At 38.2% G+C, this 20,064-nt stretch carries 17 protein-coding genes; 4 read left to right on the top strand and 13 right to left on the bottom strand.

Features of this window, described 5'->3' with window-relative positions:
- Window positions 1–18: 18 nt before the first annotated feature.
- Window positions 19–2,622, bottom strand: coding sequence for an ATP-dependent chaperone ClpB (gene clpB, locus CLV94_RS10905; RefSeq protein WP_121376518.1), 2,604 nt, complete (start codon window positions 2,620–2,622; stop codon window positions 19–21).
- Between the two features lie 127 nt (window positions 2,623–2,749).
- On the opposite strand from clpB, the gene ytxJ reads away from it, so the two are divergent.
- Window positions 2,750–3,148 carry a bacillithiol system redox-active protein YtxJ gene (gene ytxJ / locus CLV94_RS10900; protein WP_121376517.1) on the top strand — a complete coding sequence of 133 codons (399 nt, stop codon included), beginning with the start codon at window positions 2,750–2,752 and terminating at the stop codon, window positions 3,146–3,148.
- 41 nt (window positions 3,149–3,189) lie between these two features.
- Here the strand turns inward: ytxJ and argH are convergent, their stop codons facing one another.
- From argH to fahA, 12 genes are all read right to left on the bottom strand, one after another.
- Entirely contained in the window at window positions 3,190–4,470 is a 1,281-nt protein-coding gene (gene argH / locus CLV94_RS10895; protein WP_121376516.1) for an argininosuccinate lyase, read from the bottom strand.
- 3 nt (window positions 4,471–4,473) lie between these two features.
- Window positions 4,474–5,556: a M20 family metallo-hydrolase gene (locus CLV94_RS10890; protein WP_121376515.1), complete on the bottom strand. Its 1,083-nt coding sequence runs from the start codon at window positions 5,554–5,556 to the stop codon at window positions 4,474–4,476.
- 2 nt (window positions 5,557–5,558) lie between these two features.
- Window positions 5,559–6,338: an acetylglutamate kinase gene (gene argB, locus CLV94_RS10885; protein WP_121376514.1), complete on the bottom strand. Its 780-nt coding sequence runs from the start codon at window positions 6,336–6,338 to the stop codon at window positions 5,559–5,561.
- Complete coding sequence (locus tag CLV94_RS10880; RefSeq protein ID WP_121376513.1) at window positions 6,328–7,278, bottom strand: N-acetylornithine carbamoyltransferase; 951 nt, start codon at window positions 7,276–7,278, stop codon at window positions 6,328–6,330. The genes argB and CLV94_RS10880 overlap by 11 nt, the downstream gene beginning before the upstream one ends.
- 5 nt (window positions 7,279–7,283) lie before the next feature.
- Entirely contained in the window at window positions 7,284–8,420 is a 1,137-nt protein-coding gene (locus CLV94_RS10875; protein WP_121376512.1) for an aspartate aminotransferase family protein, read from the bottom strand.
- Between the two features lie 20 nt (window positions 8,421–8,440).
- On the bottom strand, window positions 8,441–9,418 hold the full coding sequence (argC, locus tag CLV94_RS10870) for an N-acetyl-gamma-glutamyl-phosphate reductase (RefSeq protein ID WP_121376511.1): 978 nt from the start codon (window positions 9,416–9,418) through the stop codon (window positions 8,441–8,443).
- Window positions 9,411–10,604: an argininosuccinate synthase gene (locus CLV94_RS10865; protein WP_121376510.1), complete on the bottom strand. Its 1,194-nt coding sequence runs from the start codon at window positions 10,602–10,604 to the stop codon at window positions 9,411–9,413. Before CLV94_RS10865 ends, argC begins: the two co-directional genes overlap by 8 nt.
- A gap of 4 nt (window positions 10,605–10,608) precedes the next feature.
- Window positions 10,609–11,217, bottom strand: a complete 609-nt coding sequence (locus CLV94_RS10860; protein ID WP_121376509.1) for a GNAT family N-acetyltransferase — start codon at window positions 11,215–11,217, stop codon at window positions 10,609–10,611.
- Window positions 11,218–11,676: 459 nt separating this feature from the next.
- Window positions 11,677–13,146: an N-acetylmuramoyl-L-alanine amidase gene (locus CLV94_RS10855; protein ID WP_121376508.1), complete on the bottom strand. Its 1,470-nt coding sequence runs from the start codon at window positions 13,144–13,146 to the stop codon at window positions 11,677–11,679.
- A 1-nt stretch (window position 13,147) separates the two neighbouring features.
- On the bottom strand, window positions 13,148–14,008 hold the full coding sequence (locus CLV94_RS10850) for a TolB family protein (RefSeq protein WP_121376507.1): 861 nt from the start codon (window positions 14,006–14,008) through the stop codon (window positions 13,148–13,150).
- A gap of 130 nt (window positions 14,009–14,138) precedes the next feature.
- A complete protein-coding gene (locus tag CLV94_RS10845; protein ID WP_121376506.1) occupies window positions 14,139–15,320 on the bottom strand; it encodes a hypothetical protein in 1,182 nt (393 codons plus the stop codon).
- A gap of 115 nt (window positions 15,321–15,435) precedes the next feature.
- Window positions 15,436–16,719, bottom strand: a complete 1,284-nt coding sequence (gene fahA / locus CLV94_RS10840; RefSeq protein ID WP_121376505.1) for a fumarylacetoacetase — start codon at window positions 16,717–16,719, stop codon at window positions 15,436–15,438.
- A gap of 110 nt (window positions 16,720–16,829) precedes the next feature.
- Between fahA and glyA the strand changes: the two genes are divergently transcribed.
- From glyA to CLV94_RS10825, 3 genes are all read left to right on the top strand, one after another.
- Entirely contained in the window at window positions 16,830–18,104 is a 1,275-nt protein-coding gene (gene glyA / locus CLV94_RS10835) for a serine hydroxymethyltransferase (RefSeq protein WP_121376504.1), read from the top strand.
- 183 nt (window positions 18,105–18,287) lie between these two features.
- A complete protein-coding gene (locus CLV94_RS10830) occupies window positions 18,288–19,664 on the top strand; it encodes a serine hydrolase domain-containing protein (RefSeq protein ID WP_121376503.1) in 1,377 nt (458 codons plus the stop codon).
- An 8-nt stretch (window positions 19,665–19,672) separates the two neighbouring features.
- Entirely contained in the window at window positions 19,673–20,047 is a 375-nt protein-coding gene (locus tag CLV94_RS10825; RefSeq protein WP_121376502.1) for a BlaI/MecI/CopY family transcriptional regulator, read from the top strand.
- The last annotated feature ends 17 nt before the right edge of the window (window positions 20,048–20,064 follow it).

Genomic DNA, 20,064 nt, shown 5'->3' with positions numbered 1-20,064 from the left:
ATTTAAACTATTTTAAGATTATTCGTTTACCAATTCGGTTTGGTTTCTGAATACTAGCTTTCCGTCAAAGCTATCCAAAAGAATAATACTGTCTGTTGTGATTCTTCCTGAAAGTATTTCTTTCGAAAGTTCGTTTAAGACTTCTTTTTGCACGACCCTTTTTACAGGCCTTGCGCCAAATTGCGGATCGTATCCTTTTTTAGAGAGATAGTCGATTGCTTCTGGAGTCGCATCAAGCGTGATATTCTGTAGAGCCAGCATTTTAGTAACCGATTTCAACTGAAGTCCTACAATCTCTTTGATATTGCTTTCGTTTAGTGGCGTAAACATTACGATATCGTCAATCCTATTGATGAATTCAGGACGCACCGTTTGTTTTAATAAACCTAAGACTTCTACTTTTGCGGCTTCGATTGCGCTTTCCACATTTCCTTTGAGATTCTCGAATTTCTCTTGGATAATCGAGCTTCCCATATTGGAAGTCATGATGATAATCGTGTTTTTGAAATCTGCCAAGCGCCCTTTATTGTCTGTCAATCGTCCTTCATCCAAGACCTGAAGCAGAATGTTGAAGGTATCAGGATGTGCTTTTTCAATCTCATCAAGCAATACTACAGAATAGGGTTTTCTTCGAACGGCTTCTGTTAATTGGCCGCCTTCATCATAACCTACATATCCTGGAGGTGCTCCAACCAAACGGCTCACGCTATGTCTTTCCTGATATTCGCTCATGTCGATTCGAGTCATGGCATTTTCATCGTCGAATAAATAAGTAGCAAGTGCTTTTGCTAATTCTGTTTTTCCGACACCAGTCGTTCCTAAGAATAAAAACGAACCGATTGGTTTTTTGACATCTTGAAGTCCGGCACGGCTTCTTCTAACAGCATCGCTTACAGCTTCAATTGCTTCTTCTTGACCAACGACTCTTTTATGAAGTTCTTCTTCCAGATGAAGTAATTTTTCTCTTTCTCCTTGAAGCATTTTCATTACCGGAATTCCAGTCCATTTGGCTACAACCTCAGCAATATCTTCGCGAGTGACTTCTTCTTTGATTAAAGAATGTCCTTCATTTTCCTGCAATTGTTTTTGGAAAACATCCAATCTTTCCTGCGCTTCTTTTATTTTTCCGTAGCGTAATTCGGCTACTTTTCCATAATCGCCTTCGCGTTCTGCTTTTTCAGCTTCCAGCTTAAAGTTCTCGATTTCGGTTTTTGTGGCTTGGACGTTGTCAACAATATCTTTCTCGCTTTTCCATTTGGCAAAAATCTCGTTGCGTTCTTCTTTTAAATTTGCCAATTCTAAACCGAGACTTTTCAGTTTGTTATCGTCATTTTCGCGTTTAATGGCTTCCATTTCGATTTCGAGCTGCATGATCTTTCTGTCCAACACATCCAATTCTTCTGGTTTCGAGTTGATTTCCATACGAAGTTTCGAAGCCGCTTCATCCATCAAGTCGATGGCTTTATCCGGCAAAAAACGATTGGTAATGTAGCGTTGAGATAATTCTACAGCAGCAATAATAGCCTCGTCTTTGATGCGTACCTGATGATGTGTTTCGTATTTTTCTTTGATACCACGTAGGATAGAAATCGCACTTTCGATATCCGGTTCATCGACCATGACCTTTTGGAAACGTCTTTCTAACGCTTTGTCTTTCTCAAAATATTTTTGATATTCGTCTAAAGTCGTGGCTCCAATCGCTCTTAATTCTCCACGAGCCAAAGCAGGTTTCAAAATATTAGCCGCATCCATAGCGCCTTCACCGCCGCCAGCTCCAACCAAAGTATGGATTTCATCGATAAACAATACGATATCGCCTTCAGCAGAAGTGACTTCTTTTACGACCGATTTTAGCCTTTCCTCAAATTCTCCTTTGTATTTTGCTCCGGCAATCAAGGCTCCCATATCCAACGAATAAACGATTTTATCTTTTAGATTTTCCGGAACGTCGCCGTCTACGATTCGGTGCGCTAGACCTTCTGCTATTGCAGTTTTACCAACACCAGGTTCGCCGACAAGCATCGGGTTGTTTTTTGTTCTTCTCGTTAATATCTGCAAAACACGGCGGATTTCTTCGTCTCTTCCAATTACAGGATCGAGTTTTCCGTTACTAGCCAGTTCGTTTAGATTTTTGGCGTATTTGTTTAATGAGTTGTAGGTTTCTTCAGCAGAAGCCGAAGTTACTCTTTCTCCTTTGCGGAGTTCGTCAATAGCCGCTTTTAATCCTTTTTCAGTAACGCCTTGATCTTTTAAAATTTGGGCAATCTTACTTTTTGAATTAAAGACGGCAAGAAGAAGATGTTCGATAGAAACGAATTCATCATTCATCTTTTTTGCAATAGAGGTAGCCGCGTTTAAGGTATTCGAAGCTTCTCTGGACAACATGATGTCGCCACCTGAGACTTTTGGAAAGGATTGCAACGTACTGTCCAAAATCTGCTGCAGAAGTCCAATATTTACATTCAGCTTTTTAAGCAGAAACGGCGTTACGTTTTCATCAACTTCAAAAATTGCTTTTACGATATGCTCGTTTTCAATCTGCTGATGTCCAGAGTTTTGAGCAATTTGTTGTGCTCTTTGGATAGCTTCTTGAGATTTTATGGTAAAATTATTAAAGTTCATAGATTAAATTTTTAAATTTGATAAAGTCATTTCAATTTATATTCCAATAGGGTAAATCTGACAAAATGGCTTAAAAAGATAATTTTTTACAAACTAAATAAGACAAAAAGTCTTAAAAACTGACGATATGAGTTTTTTTACTAACCTTTTTGGTAATTCTGATGAATCGGAATCTAAAGATACGAATCAAAATAGCTTAAACTGGAATGCTTTAACAGAATTAAAACAGTTGGACTCGATCGTGGAAGAATCGGAAGAAAAGCCGATTGTGATTTTTAAGCACAGCACGCGCTGCAGTATCAGCAGGATGGCATTGAAAAATTTTGAAAGGGAATACTCGGATGAAAATAGTGCTTCGCTTTATTTCCTTGATTTATTAAATCATAGAGATGTTTCAAACGAAATTGCACAACGTTTTCACGTAATCCATCAATCGCCACAGCTGTTGTTGATTAAAAACGGACAGTCTGTTTATGATGTTTCCCATAGTGAAATTGATGCTGAAGCTTTGAAAAGCAAGATCTAAAATAAAAAAGCCACAGAGTAAGTTTATTCTGTGGCTTGAATTTAGGCCAATTCGGCCATTTTTGAGACAATCTTGTCCAAACATAAATTGTTGATGCTTCCTTCGTGCGTATGCAAAGTTTCTTTTGAAGGTTTGTAGTTTCCGTTTTCAATCTGTTCTGCAATAATTTTATAACCATCTCTAAACGGAATTCCTTGCTTTACTAATTCGTTCAGGCTGTCGACCGTAAAAAGGTAATTGTATTTTTTATCGTCCAAAATAGTTTCATTGACTTGGATGTCTTTTATTGAGAAACAAGCAATTTCCAAACACGATTTCAAGCTTTGTATTGCTGGAAAAAGTCCTTCTTTCAACAATTGGAAATCCCTGTGATAGCCGCTTGGCAAGTTGTTTGTCAATAGCGTAATTTCATATGGCAACGCCTGTATCTTATTGCATTTTGCTCTGATCAATTCAAAAACATCAGGATTCTTCTTATGCGGCATGATACTCGAACCTGTTGTCAAATGGTTTGGAAGGCTGATAAAATTGAAATTCTGGCTCATATACAAACAAATATCCATGGCTAATTTAGATAAGGTTGAAGCCAAGCCAGCCATGGCAAACGCTACCGTTTTTTCTGATTTTCCACGACTCATTTGTGCAGCAACTGAATTGTATTTCAATGTAGCAAATTCTAATTCTTGAGTAGTAAAACTTCTGTCAATAGGAAAAGAACTTCCGTAACCTGCGGCTGAACCCAACGGATTTTGGTCAACGATTTTTTGTGCTGCATTCAGAAATATTATATCGTCGATTACGATTTCGGCATAAGCAGAAAGCCACATTCCAAAGGAAGAAGGCATGGCGATTTGCATATGCGTGTATCCAGGGAGTATGATATTTTCGTATTTTCTGCTTAATAAAATTAATAGGTCAAAAAGTTCTTTTGCCAGTTTTTTGATTTCGGAAATTTCATCTTTCAGATAAAGATGAATATCAACTAAAACCTGATCGTTTCTGGAACGTGCGGTATGGATTTTCTTTCCAGTGTCGCCTAGTTTTTCAGTTAAAAGATATTCAATTTTTGAATGTATATCTTCGAAAGTATCTTCAATCGTAAAATTTCCAAGTTGGATTTGAGCTAAGATATCTTCTAAAGTCAGTACCAAATCAGTTGCTTCTTTTTCAGTAAGGATGTTTATTTTATGTAACATTTTAGCGTGAGCGATTGAGCCCAAAACATCATATTTTGCTAGAACCAAGTCTAATTCTCTGTCATTTCCGACTGTGAAAATATCGATTTTCTGGTCTGTCGGTATTCCTTTTTCCCAAAGTTTCATGGTTTACTGTTTAGAGTTAAAAAAATCAGATAAAATTTTGATGTACAAATCGATGCCTTCTTTAATTTCATCCAGATAAATAAATTCATTTGCAGTATGCGAACGAAGCGAATTGCCGGGACCTAATTTCATCGATTGGCAACTTAATACCGATTGATCAGAAAGAGTAGGAGAGCCATAGGTGTTTCGCCCTAAACGGATTCCTGCTTGAACCAAAGCATGATTTTTGTCAATCGAAGAAGCGTTCAAATGCATGGATCGCGGCGTTATTTTCGCAGATACGTGTTGCTGTACGATTTCTAAAATTTCGGCATTGGAATAGCAATCGTTCACACGAATATCAACTACCAAACTGCATTCTGACGGAACTACATTGTGCTGTTTTCCCGCGTTTATTTGCGTAACCGTCATTTTTACAGGCCCTAGAATTTCTGATTTTTTTTCAAATTCATACGTTTTGAACCATTCGATAATAGGCAACGTATTATAAATCGGGTTGTCTAAATTTTGATGTGCAGCATGGCTCGCGGTTCCAGGAACGACAATATCTAGAACCAAGAGACCTTTTTCAGCAATGGCCAAATGCATTTCTGTAGGCTCGCCCACAATGGCGCATTCAATCTCAGGAAGGCTTTTCAACAGACTGTTCAATCCATTTGGGCCGCTGCTTTCTTCTTCTGCAGTTCCGGCAAAGATGAGATTGTGAGGAAGATTTTCATCAGCATAAAAATAGGTGAATGTAGCTAGTAAAGACACCAAACAGCCGCCTGCATCGTTGCTTCCAAGTCCATACAATTTTCCATCTTCTTCGACAGCCTTAAACGGATTCAAAGTGTAGCCTTCGTTTGGTTTTACCGTATCATGATGAGAATTTAGTAACAGGCTAGGTTTTGACGCATCAAAATAAAGATTGCTCGCCCAAATGTTATTATTTTCTCTCTGAAAAGGAATTTTGTTATTGCTAAACCAATGTTCCAGCAGTAATGCAGTCTGTGCTTCTTCAGAAGAAAAAGACGGCGCTTCAATCAATTTCTTTAATAAATCAATTGCTTCGTTAGTTAGTTGTGTTATGGTTTTAAGACTCATAATTATAATTTTATTTTAGTCGCTATTTTGCTTTTTAATACATTTTGATTTCCGATGATAATACTCTGAACACCATTTGCAAGCGACTTGAAACAATTTTCAAGCTTCGGAAGCATTCCGGAATGAATGACTTTTTCTTCTTTCAAAAGTTGGAATTTTTCAAAATCAAGTATTTCAATTATAGAATTTTCATCTTCGGAATTCAATAAAACACCTTTTTTCTCAAAACTATATATCAACTCAATATCATACTCTTTAGATAAGGAAATAGCAATTTCTGCGGCAATCGTATCGGCATTGGTATTCAGAAGCTGTCCGTTGCCGTCATGCGTAATGGCTGAAAAAACAGGTATGATATTTTGCGAAAGCAAAGCAGAAAGTAAGTTGTTGTTTATGCTGATCACGTCTCCTACAAACCCAAAGTCTATGGCTGTATTTTTTCTTTTTTCAGATAAAATCAGATTGCCATCGGCACCTGAAAATCCGATACTGTTGGTTTTTAATTGCTGTAATTTTGCCACAATCTGCTTGCTTATTAAGCCCGAATAGGTCATTACGGCAACTTCGAGCATTGATTTGTCGGTAATTCTTCTTCCTTCGACAAAAGAAGGTTGTAATCCTAGTTTTTCGGCAATTTCGCTGGCTTTTTTACCACCGCCATGTACTAAGATTTTGTATCCTTCCAATTCAGAAAAATCTTGAAGAAATGTGTTCAACAATTGCTCGTTGTCAATCACATTGCCACCAATTTTCACAACGCTGATTTTAGGCTTATTTTCCATTTTCTAGAATTTTTGTCAATATAGCTTGTACGGCGAAAGTCCTGTTGTTGGCTTGCGGTATTACGATAGAATCTTCGCTATCTAAAACTTCATCCGAAACAATCATATTTCTTCTCACAGGGAGGCAATGCATGAATTTTGCATTGTTTGTCAGCGCCATTTTCTCTTTTGTAATTGTCCAATTAGTATCGTTCGAAAGGATTTTTCCATAATCGTTATAAGAGCTCCAATTTTTAGCATAGATAAAATCAGCATTTTTGAAAGCTTCGTCTTGATTGTCCGTGATCGTCGTTCCTTTTGTAATTTCTGGATTCAATTCATAACCTTTCGGATGTGCGATGACTAAATCATATTTGGAAAGCTTCATGATTTTGGCAAAAGAATTGGGAACCGCATGTGGCAATGCTTTTGGATGCGGCGCCCATGTCAATACGACTTTTGGCTTTCTTTTGGTCTTATATTCTTGGATGGTCAACGCATCGGCAACAGCCTGAAGCGGATGTTCAGTCGCGCCTTCTAGGCTGATAACGGGAATCGATGAATACTTTACGAACGAGTTGATCACTTGTTCTGCTTCATCTTTTTCTTTATCAGTCAAAGTAGGAAAGCTTCTGACGCCAACAATGTCGCAATATTGCGAGATTACTTGTGCGGCTTCTTTGATATGTTCTGCTTTGTTGCCGTCCATGACAGTCCTGTCTTCGAATTCAAGCGACCAGCCTTCGGTGTTGAGATTCATCACAATGCAATCCATTCCTAAATTTAGAGATGCTTTTTGAGTGCTCAATCGAGTTCTTAGGCTTGGATTAAAAAATAGCAACCCTAGCACTTTATTTTTACCCAATTCGGGGCTTCCAAAAGGATCTGATTTGATTTTTTTGGCTGTTAAAATCAGTTCGTCCAAATCATTAATATCATCTACAGTAGTGAACTTTTTCATGTTTTTTAATTTAAAGATTGTAATGCATTTTTCAATCCGAGAGCAAATTGGTCGATTTCCTTTTCAGAAATAGTAAGCGGCGGAAGGATTCTTAGAAGGTTTTTCTGGGAAGCATTTCCCGTAAAAATAAACTGGTCGTAGATTAATTTTTTACGCAGTTCTGTTACGTCGAAATCAAATTCCAAGCCTAGCATCAAGCCTTTTCCTTTTATCTTTTTAATTTGGGATAGGCCAGAAATCGCTTTGATAAAATAATCCGACTGTTTTTTTACATTTTCTAAAATTCCTTCTTCTTCAATGATCTCCAAAACAGACAAAGCCGCGGCGCAAGCCAGATGATTACCACCGAAAGTAGTTCCGAGTAGGCCATAAGAAGCCTGAAATTTGTCGCTGATTAATAATCCACCAATAGGAAAACCATTGCCCATGCCTTTTGCCATCGTAATAATATCAGGTTTGATGTCGTGATACTGATGTGCAAAAAACTTTCCGGAACGTCCGTATCCGCTTTGTATTTCGTCTAAAATCAAGATGACGTTATTGTCATTACAAACTTTTTCTAGTTCTTTAAAAAAAGCTGCTGTTCCTTCATCTAAACCGCCAACGCCTTGAATTCCTTCAATGATTACGGCCGTGATTTCATGTTCTGAAATGGCTTTTTTGACGAGCTCGATATCATTCAAAGGCAAGAAAATTACAGAATGATTGGCATTGATTGGTGCTACAATAGACGGATTGTCAGTTACAGCAACAGAAGCTGAAGTTCTTCCATGAAAGCTTTTTTGAAAAGCAATTACTGTTGACTTTTTATTATGGAAAGAAGCCAGTTTTAAGGCATTTTCGTTAGCCTCAGCACCTGAATTGCATAAAAACAAGCTGTAATCTGGATAGCCTGAAATTGCAGTTAATTTTTTTGCCAAAGCTTCCTGCAACGGATTTTGGATGGAATTGGAATAAAACCCAATTTTTTCAATCTGTGACTTTATAGCTTCTACATATTTTAGATGGGAATGTCCGACAGAAATTACGCCATGACCACCATAAAAATCAAGATATTCCTGATTCTTGTTATCCCAGACTTTAGCTCCCAAAGCTTTTATGGGAGTGATGTTATATATTGGATATACGTTGAATAAGCTCATTTTTCTTTTTAATTTTTTGTTTAAAATCCGCTTGGTTTTAGTTGGAGCCCAGTGGTTTCATCAAGCCCAAACATTAAATTCATATTTTGGACGGCTTGCCCCGAAGCACCTTTCAAAAGATTATCGATTACTGAAGTGATCAAAAGATAATCGCCTTTTTTCTCCAATCCGATGATGCATTTATTGGTCTGAACCGCCATTTTCATACTGATGCTTTGATTCGTAACCAATGTAAAAGGATGATTTTTATAGAAATTCTGATATAAATCGGTTATTTCTTCGATGCTTTTGTCCGTTTTTGTATAAAGCGTCGCAAAAATTCCTCTGGTAAATTCGCCTCGATTTGGAATGAACAATAGTTCGTTTTTAAAATGACCTTGCAATTCGTTCAAACTTTGCTTAATTTCCGCAAAATGCTGATGTTCAAAGGCTTTGTAGTGCGAAATATTTGAATTTCTCCAGCTATGGTGTGATGTTTCTGTCGGCTGCACTCCAGCGCCTGTACTTCCAGTCACGGCATTGATATGAACATCCTCTTGCAATACATTTGCGGAAGCCAAAGGCAAAAGCGCCAGCTGAATTGCCGTAGCAAAACAGCCTGGATTTGCAATATATTTTGCTGTGGTGATTTTGTCTTTGTTCAATTCAGGTAAGCCATAAATAAAGGATTCTGATTGAAAACCAGCATCATCGCTTAAACGAAAGTCATTGCTCAAGTCGATAATTCTTGTATGCGAAGCAAAATGGTTATTCTCCAAAAATGCTTTTGATTTTCCGTGTCCCAAACAAAGAAATACGATATTTACTTCGGGATTTATTTTATCTGTGAATAATAAATCTACTTCTCCAATCAAGTCAGGGTGTGCAATAGTCAAAGGTTTTCCTGCTTGAGAAGTACTAAAAACAAAATTGATTTCCACATTAGGATGGTTTGCCAAAACTCTTAGCAATTCGCCAGACGTGTAGCCGGCGCCTCCAATAATTCCTGCCTTAATCATAATCAACGGTATTTACTTGTGAATAAATCGACTGTGCATTTCCGAGGACTTTGATAAAACCTTTAGCGTCATCGGCAGTCCAAGCATTGTTCATTTCGCCATATTGTCCAAATTTGGTATTCATCAGATCGTGGTCAGATTTAATTCCGTCCAAAGAAAAATGATAGGGCTTTAAGCTTACGGTTACAGTTCCGGTTACATTTTTTTGAGTATCTTCTAGAAAAGCCTCGATGTTTCTCATCACAGGATCTAAAAATTGGCCTTCATGAAAAAGCATTCCGTACCAATTTCCGAGCTGTTCCTTCCAGTATTGCTGCCATTTTCCAAGCGTATGTTTTTCTAAAAGATGATGTGCTTTTAAGATAATCAATGGAGCTGCAGCTTCAAAACCGACTCTTCCTTTAATGCCGATAATGGTATCGCCAACATGAATATCTCTTCCAATAGCAAAAGCACTTGCTAACTTTTCAAGAGTTATGATATTTGCCGAAGGCTTGTCAAACGCATTGTTGATGCCTACGATTTCTCCTTTTTCAAAATGTAAGGTTACTTTTTCTATTTCTGTTTTTTGAAGCTGAGATGGATAAGCGCTGTCTGGCAACGGCAGATTAGAAGTCAGTGTTTCTTTACCGCCAACGCTTGTTCCCCAAATTCCTTTATTAATAGAATATTGTGCCTTTTCCCAAGAATAGTCTACACCGTTTTTTTGCAGGTAATCGACTTCTTCTTGTCTTGACAATTTCAAATCCCTGATGGGCGTAATGATTTCCATTTCTGGAGCGATTGTCTGGAAAATCAAGTCAAAACGAATCTGGTCGTTACCAGCGCCCGTGCTTCCGTGAGCAATTGCAGAAGCGCCAATTTTTTTTGCATATTTGACGACTTCAATCGCTTGAAAAACTCTTTCAGCACTTACAGAAAGCGGATATGTGTTGTTTTTCAATACGTTGCCAAATACCAAAAACTTGATTGCCTTTTCGTAATAGTGGTCGATGATATCTAAATTGATATGCTGCGTGCTTCCTAATTCATAAGCTCTTTTTTCGATAGCGTCTAATTCTGCTGCATCAAAACCGCCTGTGTTTATCAATACAGTATGGACTTCTAACTGCTTTTCATTCTTTAAATATTTCAGGCAGAAGGAAGTGTCCAGACCGCCGCTATATGCTAAAACTACTTTTTTCATGGTATTATTTTTTTAAAAATGTCTGCTTGATTTGTCTCAATCGGGTCAGCACTTTTTTGTTGAATTTGATTTCTTCTGGTTTTTTGTTGTTTGGGTCATAAAGCATTCCCGTGCATAGGCACATCTTGAATTCTTTTCTTTCTAAGATGTCATAGTTGGTACAGCCTTTACAGCCTGCCCAAAACGTAGGATCTGTAGTCAGTTCTGAAAAGGGTACTGGTTTGTAACCTAAATCAGAATTAATTTTCATGACTGCTAAACCTGTCGTAATTCCAAAAATTTTAGCTCCTGGATATTTTTCTTGGGAATATTCAAAAACCTTTTTCTTGATTTGTTTGGCAAGCCCCAAATGACGGTAATCAGGATGAACAATGAGTCCAGAATTGGCAACAAATTGGCCATGTTCCCAGCTTTCGATGTAGCAGAATCCGGCAAATTTTCCGTTTTCTAGAGCGATAATAGCATCGTTGTTTTGCATTTTCTTTTGGATGTATTCAGGTGATCTTTTGGCGATTCCTGTACCTCTCAAAAGTGCCGAAGCTTCCATAGTGTCGCATATTTCCTGCGCAAATTTATAATGCTCTTCTTGAGCAATAGAGATGGATACATTCATTTTAAATGTATGATTGGATTAAAAAATAGGATAATAAAATCGTGACGGAAGGAAAAATAGGGCGGACCTATTTCATAAAAATATAAGCAGACCTATGGCCGGAAATAAGCCAAAACAGAAAAATCTAAAAATAATACGGTAAAGTCAGGATAGTAAAATCCCAAGGATAAAGTTGAAAGTTTCAAAACTAAAAAAATGAAAAATGAATAAACTAATTCGGACTCGATGTAGCTTGGCGGTACAAATTATGACCGCACAACCCGTGAAGTTTGGGTTGGCATGATCCGTGAAGTTGTATGTAACTTGTAATTATTCATCGCTGCAAATGTAGGCAAAAAAAATAAAAAATTGTGGCTTTGATGTTTTTTAACAAATTGTTTATAAAAACATATAAAAAAATCTGAAGCTGATTGACCTGCTTCAGATTTCTATAAGTATTGCTAACGCAAAATGCGATTGCTAATTTTTGATAATCTTTTTGATAAATTCTTGGTTGTCAGCTTTTACGTTGATAATATAAGTTCCGGATGGGAATTTAGAAATATCGATTGCTGTTTCAGATTGTCTATCGCTGTCCAAGCTTCTAGTTTCTACTTGTTTTCCTGTGATGTCATATATCGAATAGCTGATCTCGCCTACAGAGGCTTTGTCGACTGCAATAACAAAATGCCCATCATTTGGATTTGGGTAGATTTTTACATCCAATTCAGATTTTCCGATAGAATTTCCTTCTCTGCCAGAGGTACAGCTGATGGCTGTTCTTGAAAGCGTTCCATTAGAGTTGTTGACTGAGCCGTTTGCATTTTTAGCTTTTACATAATACGAATAGCTTGTTCCTGCTACAATCAGATAGGTATTCAAGAAGGAATTTCCGGTTACGTCTGGAGCATAAAGATTTCCGTTTCTGTAAATATCATACGAAGTTGCATTGCTGGATGTTGTCCATGTTACATTAATCGCGCTTTGTGTCCCGCTGCAAGTCGCAGTTGCAGTAATGGTAAAGCTTCCAGGTGTTGCGTTGCACACTAGGGTTGCTGCAGAAAGCGTTCCGTTAGAATTGGTTCTTGTTCCAGAACTGTTTTTTGCAATAACATAATACGTGTATGTAGTTCCTCCAGTTACAAGCGTATTGATGTATTGTGTTCCAGAAATATTGCTGGCATACAGCGTGCCGTTTCTATAGATATCATAGCCAGTTGCATTACTAGAAGCAGTCCAATTTAATCGGTTTTGAGTTGAAGTACCGCTGCATTCCGGTGTAAGAGTCAGAGAAAAAGTTCCTGGTGCGGCCACGGCGCTGCAAGTAAGATTTAAATTCGATTTCAATGCATTAAAATAGGCCAAAGCAAAACTGTCTCTCCACGTATTGCTGTTTAGTTTTGTAGCATCAGAAGTAAAATCGACAAAACCGATTTCATTTAAGCAGGCCGTTGCAGAAGAATAACGCAATACGCCCAAATGATAGGCCAAAAAGCTATTGTCTTCTACACAACGTCTGTTAGTCCATGAACCGTGCGTCACCATATCGGCTTGAATTTTTTGCGCAAAAGCAATATCAGGTGCCGTGCTAGTATCGTCGGCTGTACAATAAAACGTTTCGGTTCCAGTTCCGCCACCCGCGTTGCAATGGATGCTTAAAAGACGGTCGGCATTCCAGTTGTTCGACATCAAGGCTCTTTGGTTGACAGAAATCCAGCCGTTGACATTGGTTGTTCTTGTAAGATGTGCCGTCCAAGTACAGCTGTTGTCAATCAAAGCTTTCGTTTTTTGCCCGACAGCCAAAGAAGTTTCAATTTCGGTAGCTGTTCTACCATCTGGATTGTCACTTGTGCTAGTTCCATAACCATGTCCGGGATCAAGGACAATTATCTGTGCGTTTACTCCTAAAGACAATAGCAATAAACTGAGTATAAAAGTTATCTTTTTCATCTTAATTCATTTTTAGAGTTGCGATAAAGAGTCTTCCGGTCTTGTCATCTGAAAAAATGACTTTGTCCTTGTGGATTGTTGGAAACATTTCAGAAATCACTTCTGTATTGGTAATCTTTTTGGTCTTGGCATTCTTGACATCAAAAAGATACAATTCTGAATTGCTTACGGTATGTCCGTTTTCGCTCTCGTCTAAAAATCCGATAAGATAACTGTCGTCGTCAGACCATGCTGTTGCTATTCCAGTACCTATTTTTCGGCCTTTGGAATTTCCATCCAAGTCATAAATATAAATGTCGGCTCCTTTATGAACGGCCACTTTTTTGCCATCGTTAGAAAGCAGGGCATTGTAAAATTGCCCTTCGTCTTTGGTCACGGTCCATTGTTTCGATGTAGCCAAATCTTTAGCTTCAATCTTTAAGCTAGCCAGATTGGTATAAATAACTACTTGCTGGTCGCCTTTTTTAGAAGGTGCTCCTTTATAGGAAGGCAGGTAATTATGGTCGATGTTTTCAACCTTTTTAGAATACTGGTCGCGGATGTTGTAGTTGATTACCTTGGCATTGGAAAAATATTCCTTTTCGGATTTTTCCTTGTAATAAAAAGAATTGCCCGATTTGTCCCAGACATACGAATAACCGCTGCCAGGCTTGTCAGAAATAGGTTTGACACTATTTGTTTTTAGGTCCAAGAGATAGACACCTTTTAAATGCTCTCCAGTAAGCAAGACAAATTCTCCTGTGGGAGAAAATAGGGGATTGGTGTAAAAGCCATCCACTTCGATACGTTCGAAACTATCGATTTTTTGTGCATAAATCGACAAGCTCATGAGGAATGAGCATAGCATAGTAGTTTTATTCATAATTGATAAATTTAGGTTGTTATAAAATTAACCTATAAAATCTTATAAATAAATACTAATTATGTTAATTTATTGTAATGTAATTCGTTATCAAAGCAAAAGCTTTGCTTTTACGGCTGTTTTTTAAGGATTATCTTCTGATTCTGTTTCTAGAAATAATATCCTTCAATTTTACTTTCAAGTCTTCGCCCGTATCGTAAATCATCTGTTCGTTTGAAGGGAAAGGCACTGCTTTTTGATTAAAATAGGTATAATAGGATTCGTCAGCAGCTCTTCTATCGCCTCTATAATTCGAGTAAATATTCTCAAAAACAAATTCGCTGGATAGCGGGAAAGTCTGCAACAATTGGCTTGTTTTATAATCTACATAATCAACTTTGGCAGTAACCTGAGCCGCTTTGAATTGCGTGAATTCATAAATATCAATCTTGATGGTTTTGAATTTATCAACTTTGATCGGATTTCCAAGGCTGTCTTTCACGACATTCCCGCGAGAATCTGTCAGGTTTTTAACGCCGTCTTTTATCTGCTTCTCTTTGATAAATTGTTTTTCTTTTACTTGTTCTGGAGAAATAGTGATTTGGCGGAAGTTTACCACGACTCCAAAATCATAATCGATTCCCTTTTGCTTGCTGCTGTGGTATACGGTCCATTTGTCGTTCATGCCATTGGTGCTAAAGTCCAAAAGATCATTTTGCAAGCGTGTAGGAATGACCATATTGGTTTCATTTTTCATATAAACGTTCACATAATCGGTACCTTTAGACAAGGCATCGTCCATCAGCTTTCGCACATCTTTAAAATTAGGATTGATCTGGTCAAGATAAGCCAAATCATCATAGGCACGGCGGACAGTCATCTTGTCTTTTGTCAACAACAACGCTTTTGCATTGTCATAAAGATATTTCGAAAGCGCGTTCTTGCTACTAACGATCTGGTCTGAATAATCATCAAAAGGAAAAATAGCATTTCTGTTTTCTTTCATCAGTCGCAAAGGCAACAGCGGACGTATTTTTTCTTGACGATTGTTTAATTGCACGTAAGTCGTATAAATGCGTTCCAGATTTCGCGGATTGGCATCTTTTGCTAAGAATTGGATATCACGCAGGTCGCGCTCCTTTGCTTTGGCAAAAGCTTCTTCTAATAAGTAAACATAATCCTGTTTTCCTTTTTTGTCCTTGTTAGAGCGGAGGCTGCCGACAGCATTATCGATTGCTCCATCGTAATCGCCACTAGTGAGCATATTTGTGGTCTGCTTCACGCCGCAAGAAGCTAAAACTAGAATCAAAAACAGGGTAGTAATTTTCTTCATAAAAGGTAAAATTTTAAGCAAATATATATCTTTTTTTGAAGCTGTTTTAGCCTTTTATGTCCAAAATAAAAAAGCCCCGAATTACCAGAGCTTTTAAGAAGGTATGTAGTTGCTATTATTTTCTAAAGAATGGAGGCAGAAGCTTGCTTGAAACCTCGCCAAAACCGATCCTTACGTTTTCTTTTGTACAAAAGCCTTTCATGATTACGGTATCGCCGTCATTGATGAATTTGCGTTCTGTGCCGTCGCTCAAGGTGATAGGATTTTTTCCGCCCCAAGTAAGTTCCAGCATCGAACCGAAACTGTCAGGAGTAGGACCCGAAATAGTTCCAGAACCCATCATATCGCCAGAATTCACGCGGCAGCCGTTTGAAGTATGATGTGCCAATTGCTGGCTCATGCTCCAGTACATATATTTAAAATTCGATTTGGAAATAACTGTAGGCTCAGCATTTTCAGGCTGTAAAGAAACTTCAAGATTGATATCGAATGTTTTTTTGCCTTTCTCTTGCAGATAAGGCAACGGCATTGGCTCTTGTTGAGGGCCTTTGGTTCTGAAAGGCTCCAAAGCATCCATAGTTACAATCCAAGGTGAGATTGATGAAGCAAAGTTTTTTGCTAAGAAGGGCCCTAGCGGCACATATTCCCACTTTTGGATATCTCTAGCGCTCCAGTCGTTTAAAAGCACCATTCCGAAAATATAATCCTCAGCCTCATGTACTGGAATATTTTCGCCCATGATATTAGCATCCGTCGTGATAAAGGCAGTTTCCAATTCAAAATCAACTAATCTCGATGGACCAAAAACAGGAGTCGTTTCGCCGTTAGGCAAAGTCTGTCCCATTGGTCGGTGTACTGGAATTCCCGAAGGAACAATCGTAGAGCTTCTACCATGGTAACCTACTGGAATATGAAGCCAGTTCGGCAATAAAGCATTTTCTGGATCACGGAACATTTTCCCAACATTGGTAGCATGTTCTCTACTCGAATAAAAATCGGTATAATCTCCGATCAAGACAGGAAGCTGCATTTCGACCTCTTCAATTTTAAAAATCACGGTTTCCCTGTGTTTTTCATTGTCTCTTAACTCGGCATTAGTTGCATCAAAAATATCAGCAATTCGGTTTCGTACCAATCGCCATGTCTTTTTTCCGTCGGATATAAAATCATTTAAAGTGTCCTGCATGAACATATCGTCCGTCAGGTCAATTCCTTCAAAATAGTTTAATTGCTGCAAGGCACCCAAATCAATGGCGAAATCGCCAATCCTAGTTCCGATTGTGACAACATCATCTTTGGTTAGAAAAACTCCAAAAGGTATATTCTGTATCGGAAAATCGCTGTCTGTTGGGACTTCTAGCCAAGATTTTCTGGTTGGGTCGTTAGCTGTTATAGGCATTATTGTTGTTAGTTTATTTGTTTATAAATCAAGTATCAAATATATCGTTATATGGCATTTTAACAAACGCTTTTCGTATTTTTGTCCTCAAATTAACAAAAAATTATCAAATGCAACGCGACGAACAAATTTTTGACTTAATATTAGAAGAACAAGACAGACAAATTCACGGTTTGGAACTGATTGCTTCAGAGAACTTTGTAAGCGACCAAGTACTTGAAGCGGCAGGATCTATCCTGACAAATAAATATGCCGAAGGCTATCCTGGCAAAAGATATTATGGAGGCTGCGAAGTAGTTGACGTAATCGAGCAGATAGCAATCGACAGAGCAAAAGCATTGTTCGGTGCTGAATATGCAAACGTACAGCCGCACTCTGGCTCTCAAGCGAACACGGCTGTTTACCATGCTTGCCTAAAGCCTGGCGATAAAATTCTTGGTTTTGATTTGTCTCATGGAGGACATTTGACACACGGATCGCCAGTAAACTTTTCCGGAAGATTATACAATCCTGTATTTTACGGAGTAGAGCAGGAGACAGGCCGTTTGAACTACGACAAAATTCAAGAAATTGCTACAAAAGAACAGCCAAAATTAATTATTGCTGGAGCTTCTGCTTATTCACGTGATATGGATTTTGCTCGTTTCAGAGAAATTGCTGACAGTGTTGGCGCTATCTTGATGGCGGATATTTCGCATCCGGCTGGGCTTATTGCTAAAGGTTTGATGAATGATCCGATTCCACATTGCCATATCGTAACGACTACAACACACAAGACATTAAGAGGGCCTCGCGGTGGGATGATTTTGATCGGGAAGGACTTTGAAAACCCATTCGGAATCAAGACGCCAAAAGGAGAAATCAGAATGATGTCATCTTTAATTGATGGTGCTGTTTTTCCTGGAAACCAAGGTGGTCCATTAGAGCATATCATTGCAGCGAAAGCGGTTGCTTTTGGAGAAGCTTTGTCTGACGAATTCTTTACCTATGCAAGACAATTGCAGAAGAATGCCAATGCTATGGCAGAAGCTTTCGTTAAAAGAGGCTACAATATTATTTCTGGCGGAACTGACAATCACATGATGCTGATTGATTTGAGAAACAAAAACATTTCAGGCAAAGAAGCTGAAAATGCTTTAGTAAAAGCCGAAATTACTGTAAATAAAAATATGGTACCGTTTGACGACAAGTCGCCATTCGTTACTTCAGGTATCCGTGTGGGAACTGCTGCGATCACGACTCGCGGTTTAGTAGAAGCGGATATGGAAACAATCGTTGACTTGATTGACAGAGTAATCCAAGATCATACCAATGAAGAACTTTTAGAGCAGATAGCTGACGAAGTAAACGAAATGATGAGCGAAAGGCCGATTTTCGTATACTAAATCATCCAGAATAGTCTTTTAAAAACCCATACAAATCGTATGGGTTTTTTATTACCTGAAATTTTTTTCAAAAAAAACTTACCTAATAATTTGTTCGTACGAAAAATTTCCTACCTTTGGTTTGTTCAAGAATAATTTATTTTCTAAAGGAACCATCAATCAAACCAATCAATCAAAAAACAAATGATAAAATTAGTTACACTTTCCGCCTTATTTTTAGTTCAAGCGGCCATCGCGCAAACAAAAGCTGAAAAATTGGACAGCCTTTTCATAGCAGTTGAAAAAGACAGCTCTTTTAACGGGAATGTCTTGATTGCAGAAAAAGGCAAAGTCATCTATGAAAGATCAGTGGGATATGCCGATTTCAAGACCAAAGAAAAGCTAAAAAGCAATTCCGTTTTTGAATTAGCTTCTGTCACGAAACAATTTACTGCCATGGGAATCGTTCTTTTACAAAAACAAGGAAAGCTTTCTTATGACGACCCAATCAGCAAATACCTGCCAGAATTATCGATGTATAATGATATTACGATAAAAAACCTGCTAATACATACAGGAGGGCTTCCTGATTATATGGAGCTGATGAGCCAAGAAGAAAATAACGACGATTTCGCTACCAACCAGACTATTATCGATTTATTTGTCAAGCTGAAACCAGCAGTCTTATTCAAGCCAGACGAAAAACACGAGTACAGCAATACCGGTTATGCGTTACTGGCTACGATTATTGAAAGAGCATCTAAGCAAAGTTATGGCGACTACCTGCAAGAAAACATCTTCAAGCCATTAAAGATGAAAGACACGAGAGTCTACAGAAGATGGTATAAGCCAGAGAGAATACAGAATATCACCCACGGGCACATCTATTCCGATAGCCTTAAGCAATTCATTTTTCCAGATGATATGGGTAAAAAATACTATACTGTTTATCTTGACGGAATCGTAGGCGATGGAATGGTCAATTCTACAGCATCAGACCTTTTGTTATGGGACAGAGCTTTATATACAAACAAGCTGGTCAATGAAAAAGACAAAGAATTGATATTCAGTTCCTATACGACCAAAGACAAGCTGCCTACCAATTATGGTTTCGGATGGGGTATATCATCCAGCGAAATTTACGGAAAGGTCGCATCGCACAGCGGAGGCTGGTCTGGATATGTAACGTATATCGCCCGCTATCTCGATCGCGACTATACGATAATTTTGTTGCAGAATGTATCGTCAAGAAAAACAAAAATTCCGCAGAAGCAAGTCAAAAACATCCTGTTCGGAACTCTTTACAAAGCAGACCGTAAGAAAGTAGAAAAAGTGGCAGGCACCTATAAAAACGAAAAAGGAGACGAAAGAGAATTGTTTTTAGACCAAGGCAAGCTCTATGTAAGGCTGAATCCCGAATCTAAAATAGAGCTTATTCCGATTGCCGAAAACAAGTTCTTGGCAGACGGCTACCAGCCCGAAGTTTTCTACGAATTTGTCGCAGACAACAATAAGATCGCCAAATACATCGTCACACAGCCGCAGCTGTCGGTACGAAAAGAAGCAATAAAAATTAAATAGAAAAGGATATGCAGTCAGAACCCACAAAATCAGAATTAGAAATCTTACAAGTATTATGGCAATCAGGGCCAGCAACAGTACGATTTGTAAACGACCAGCTCAACGAGCAGAAACGATCTGTACAATACACCTCAACCCTGAAATTGATGCAGATCATGACCGAAAAAGGAATGCTTGTCAGCGATAAGACCCAAATGAAACACGTCTACAGTCCGGCAATAGAAGAGAAAAAAACAAAAGGCTTTCTTCTCGAAAAATTTGTAGACGCGATGTACAATGGTTCCAGCAGCAGCTTGATGATGCAGCTGTTAGGAAACAAAAAAACTTCAAAAGAAGAAATCGAAGAAATTCGAAACTTATTAGACAAATTAGAAAACGAGTAGCAACTTAAAATTTTCGA

It is taken from the genome of Flavobacterium endophyticum (assembly GCF_003634455.1).
GTDB classification, from domain to species: Bacteria; Bacteroidota; Bacteroidia; order Flavobacteriales; family Flavobacteriaceae; genus Flavobacterium; species Flavobacterium endophyticum.
This window is presented reverse-complemented; position numbering and strand designations above follow the sequence as displayed.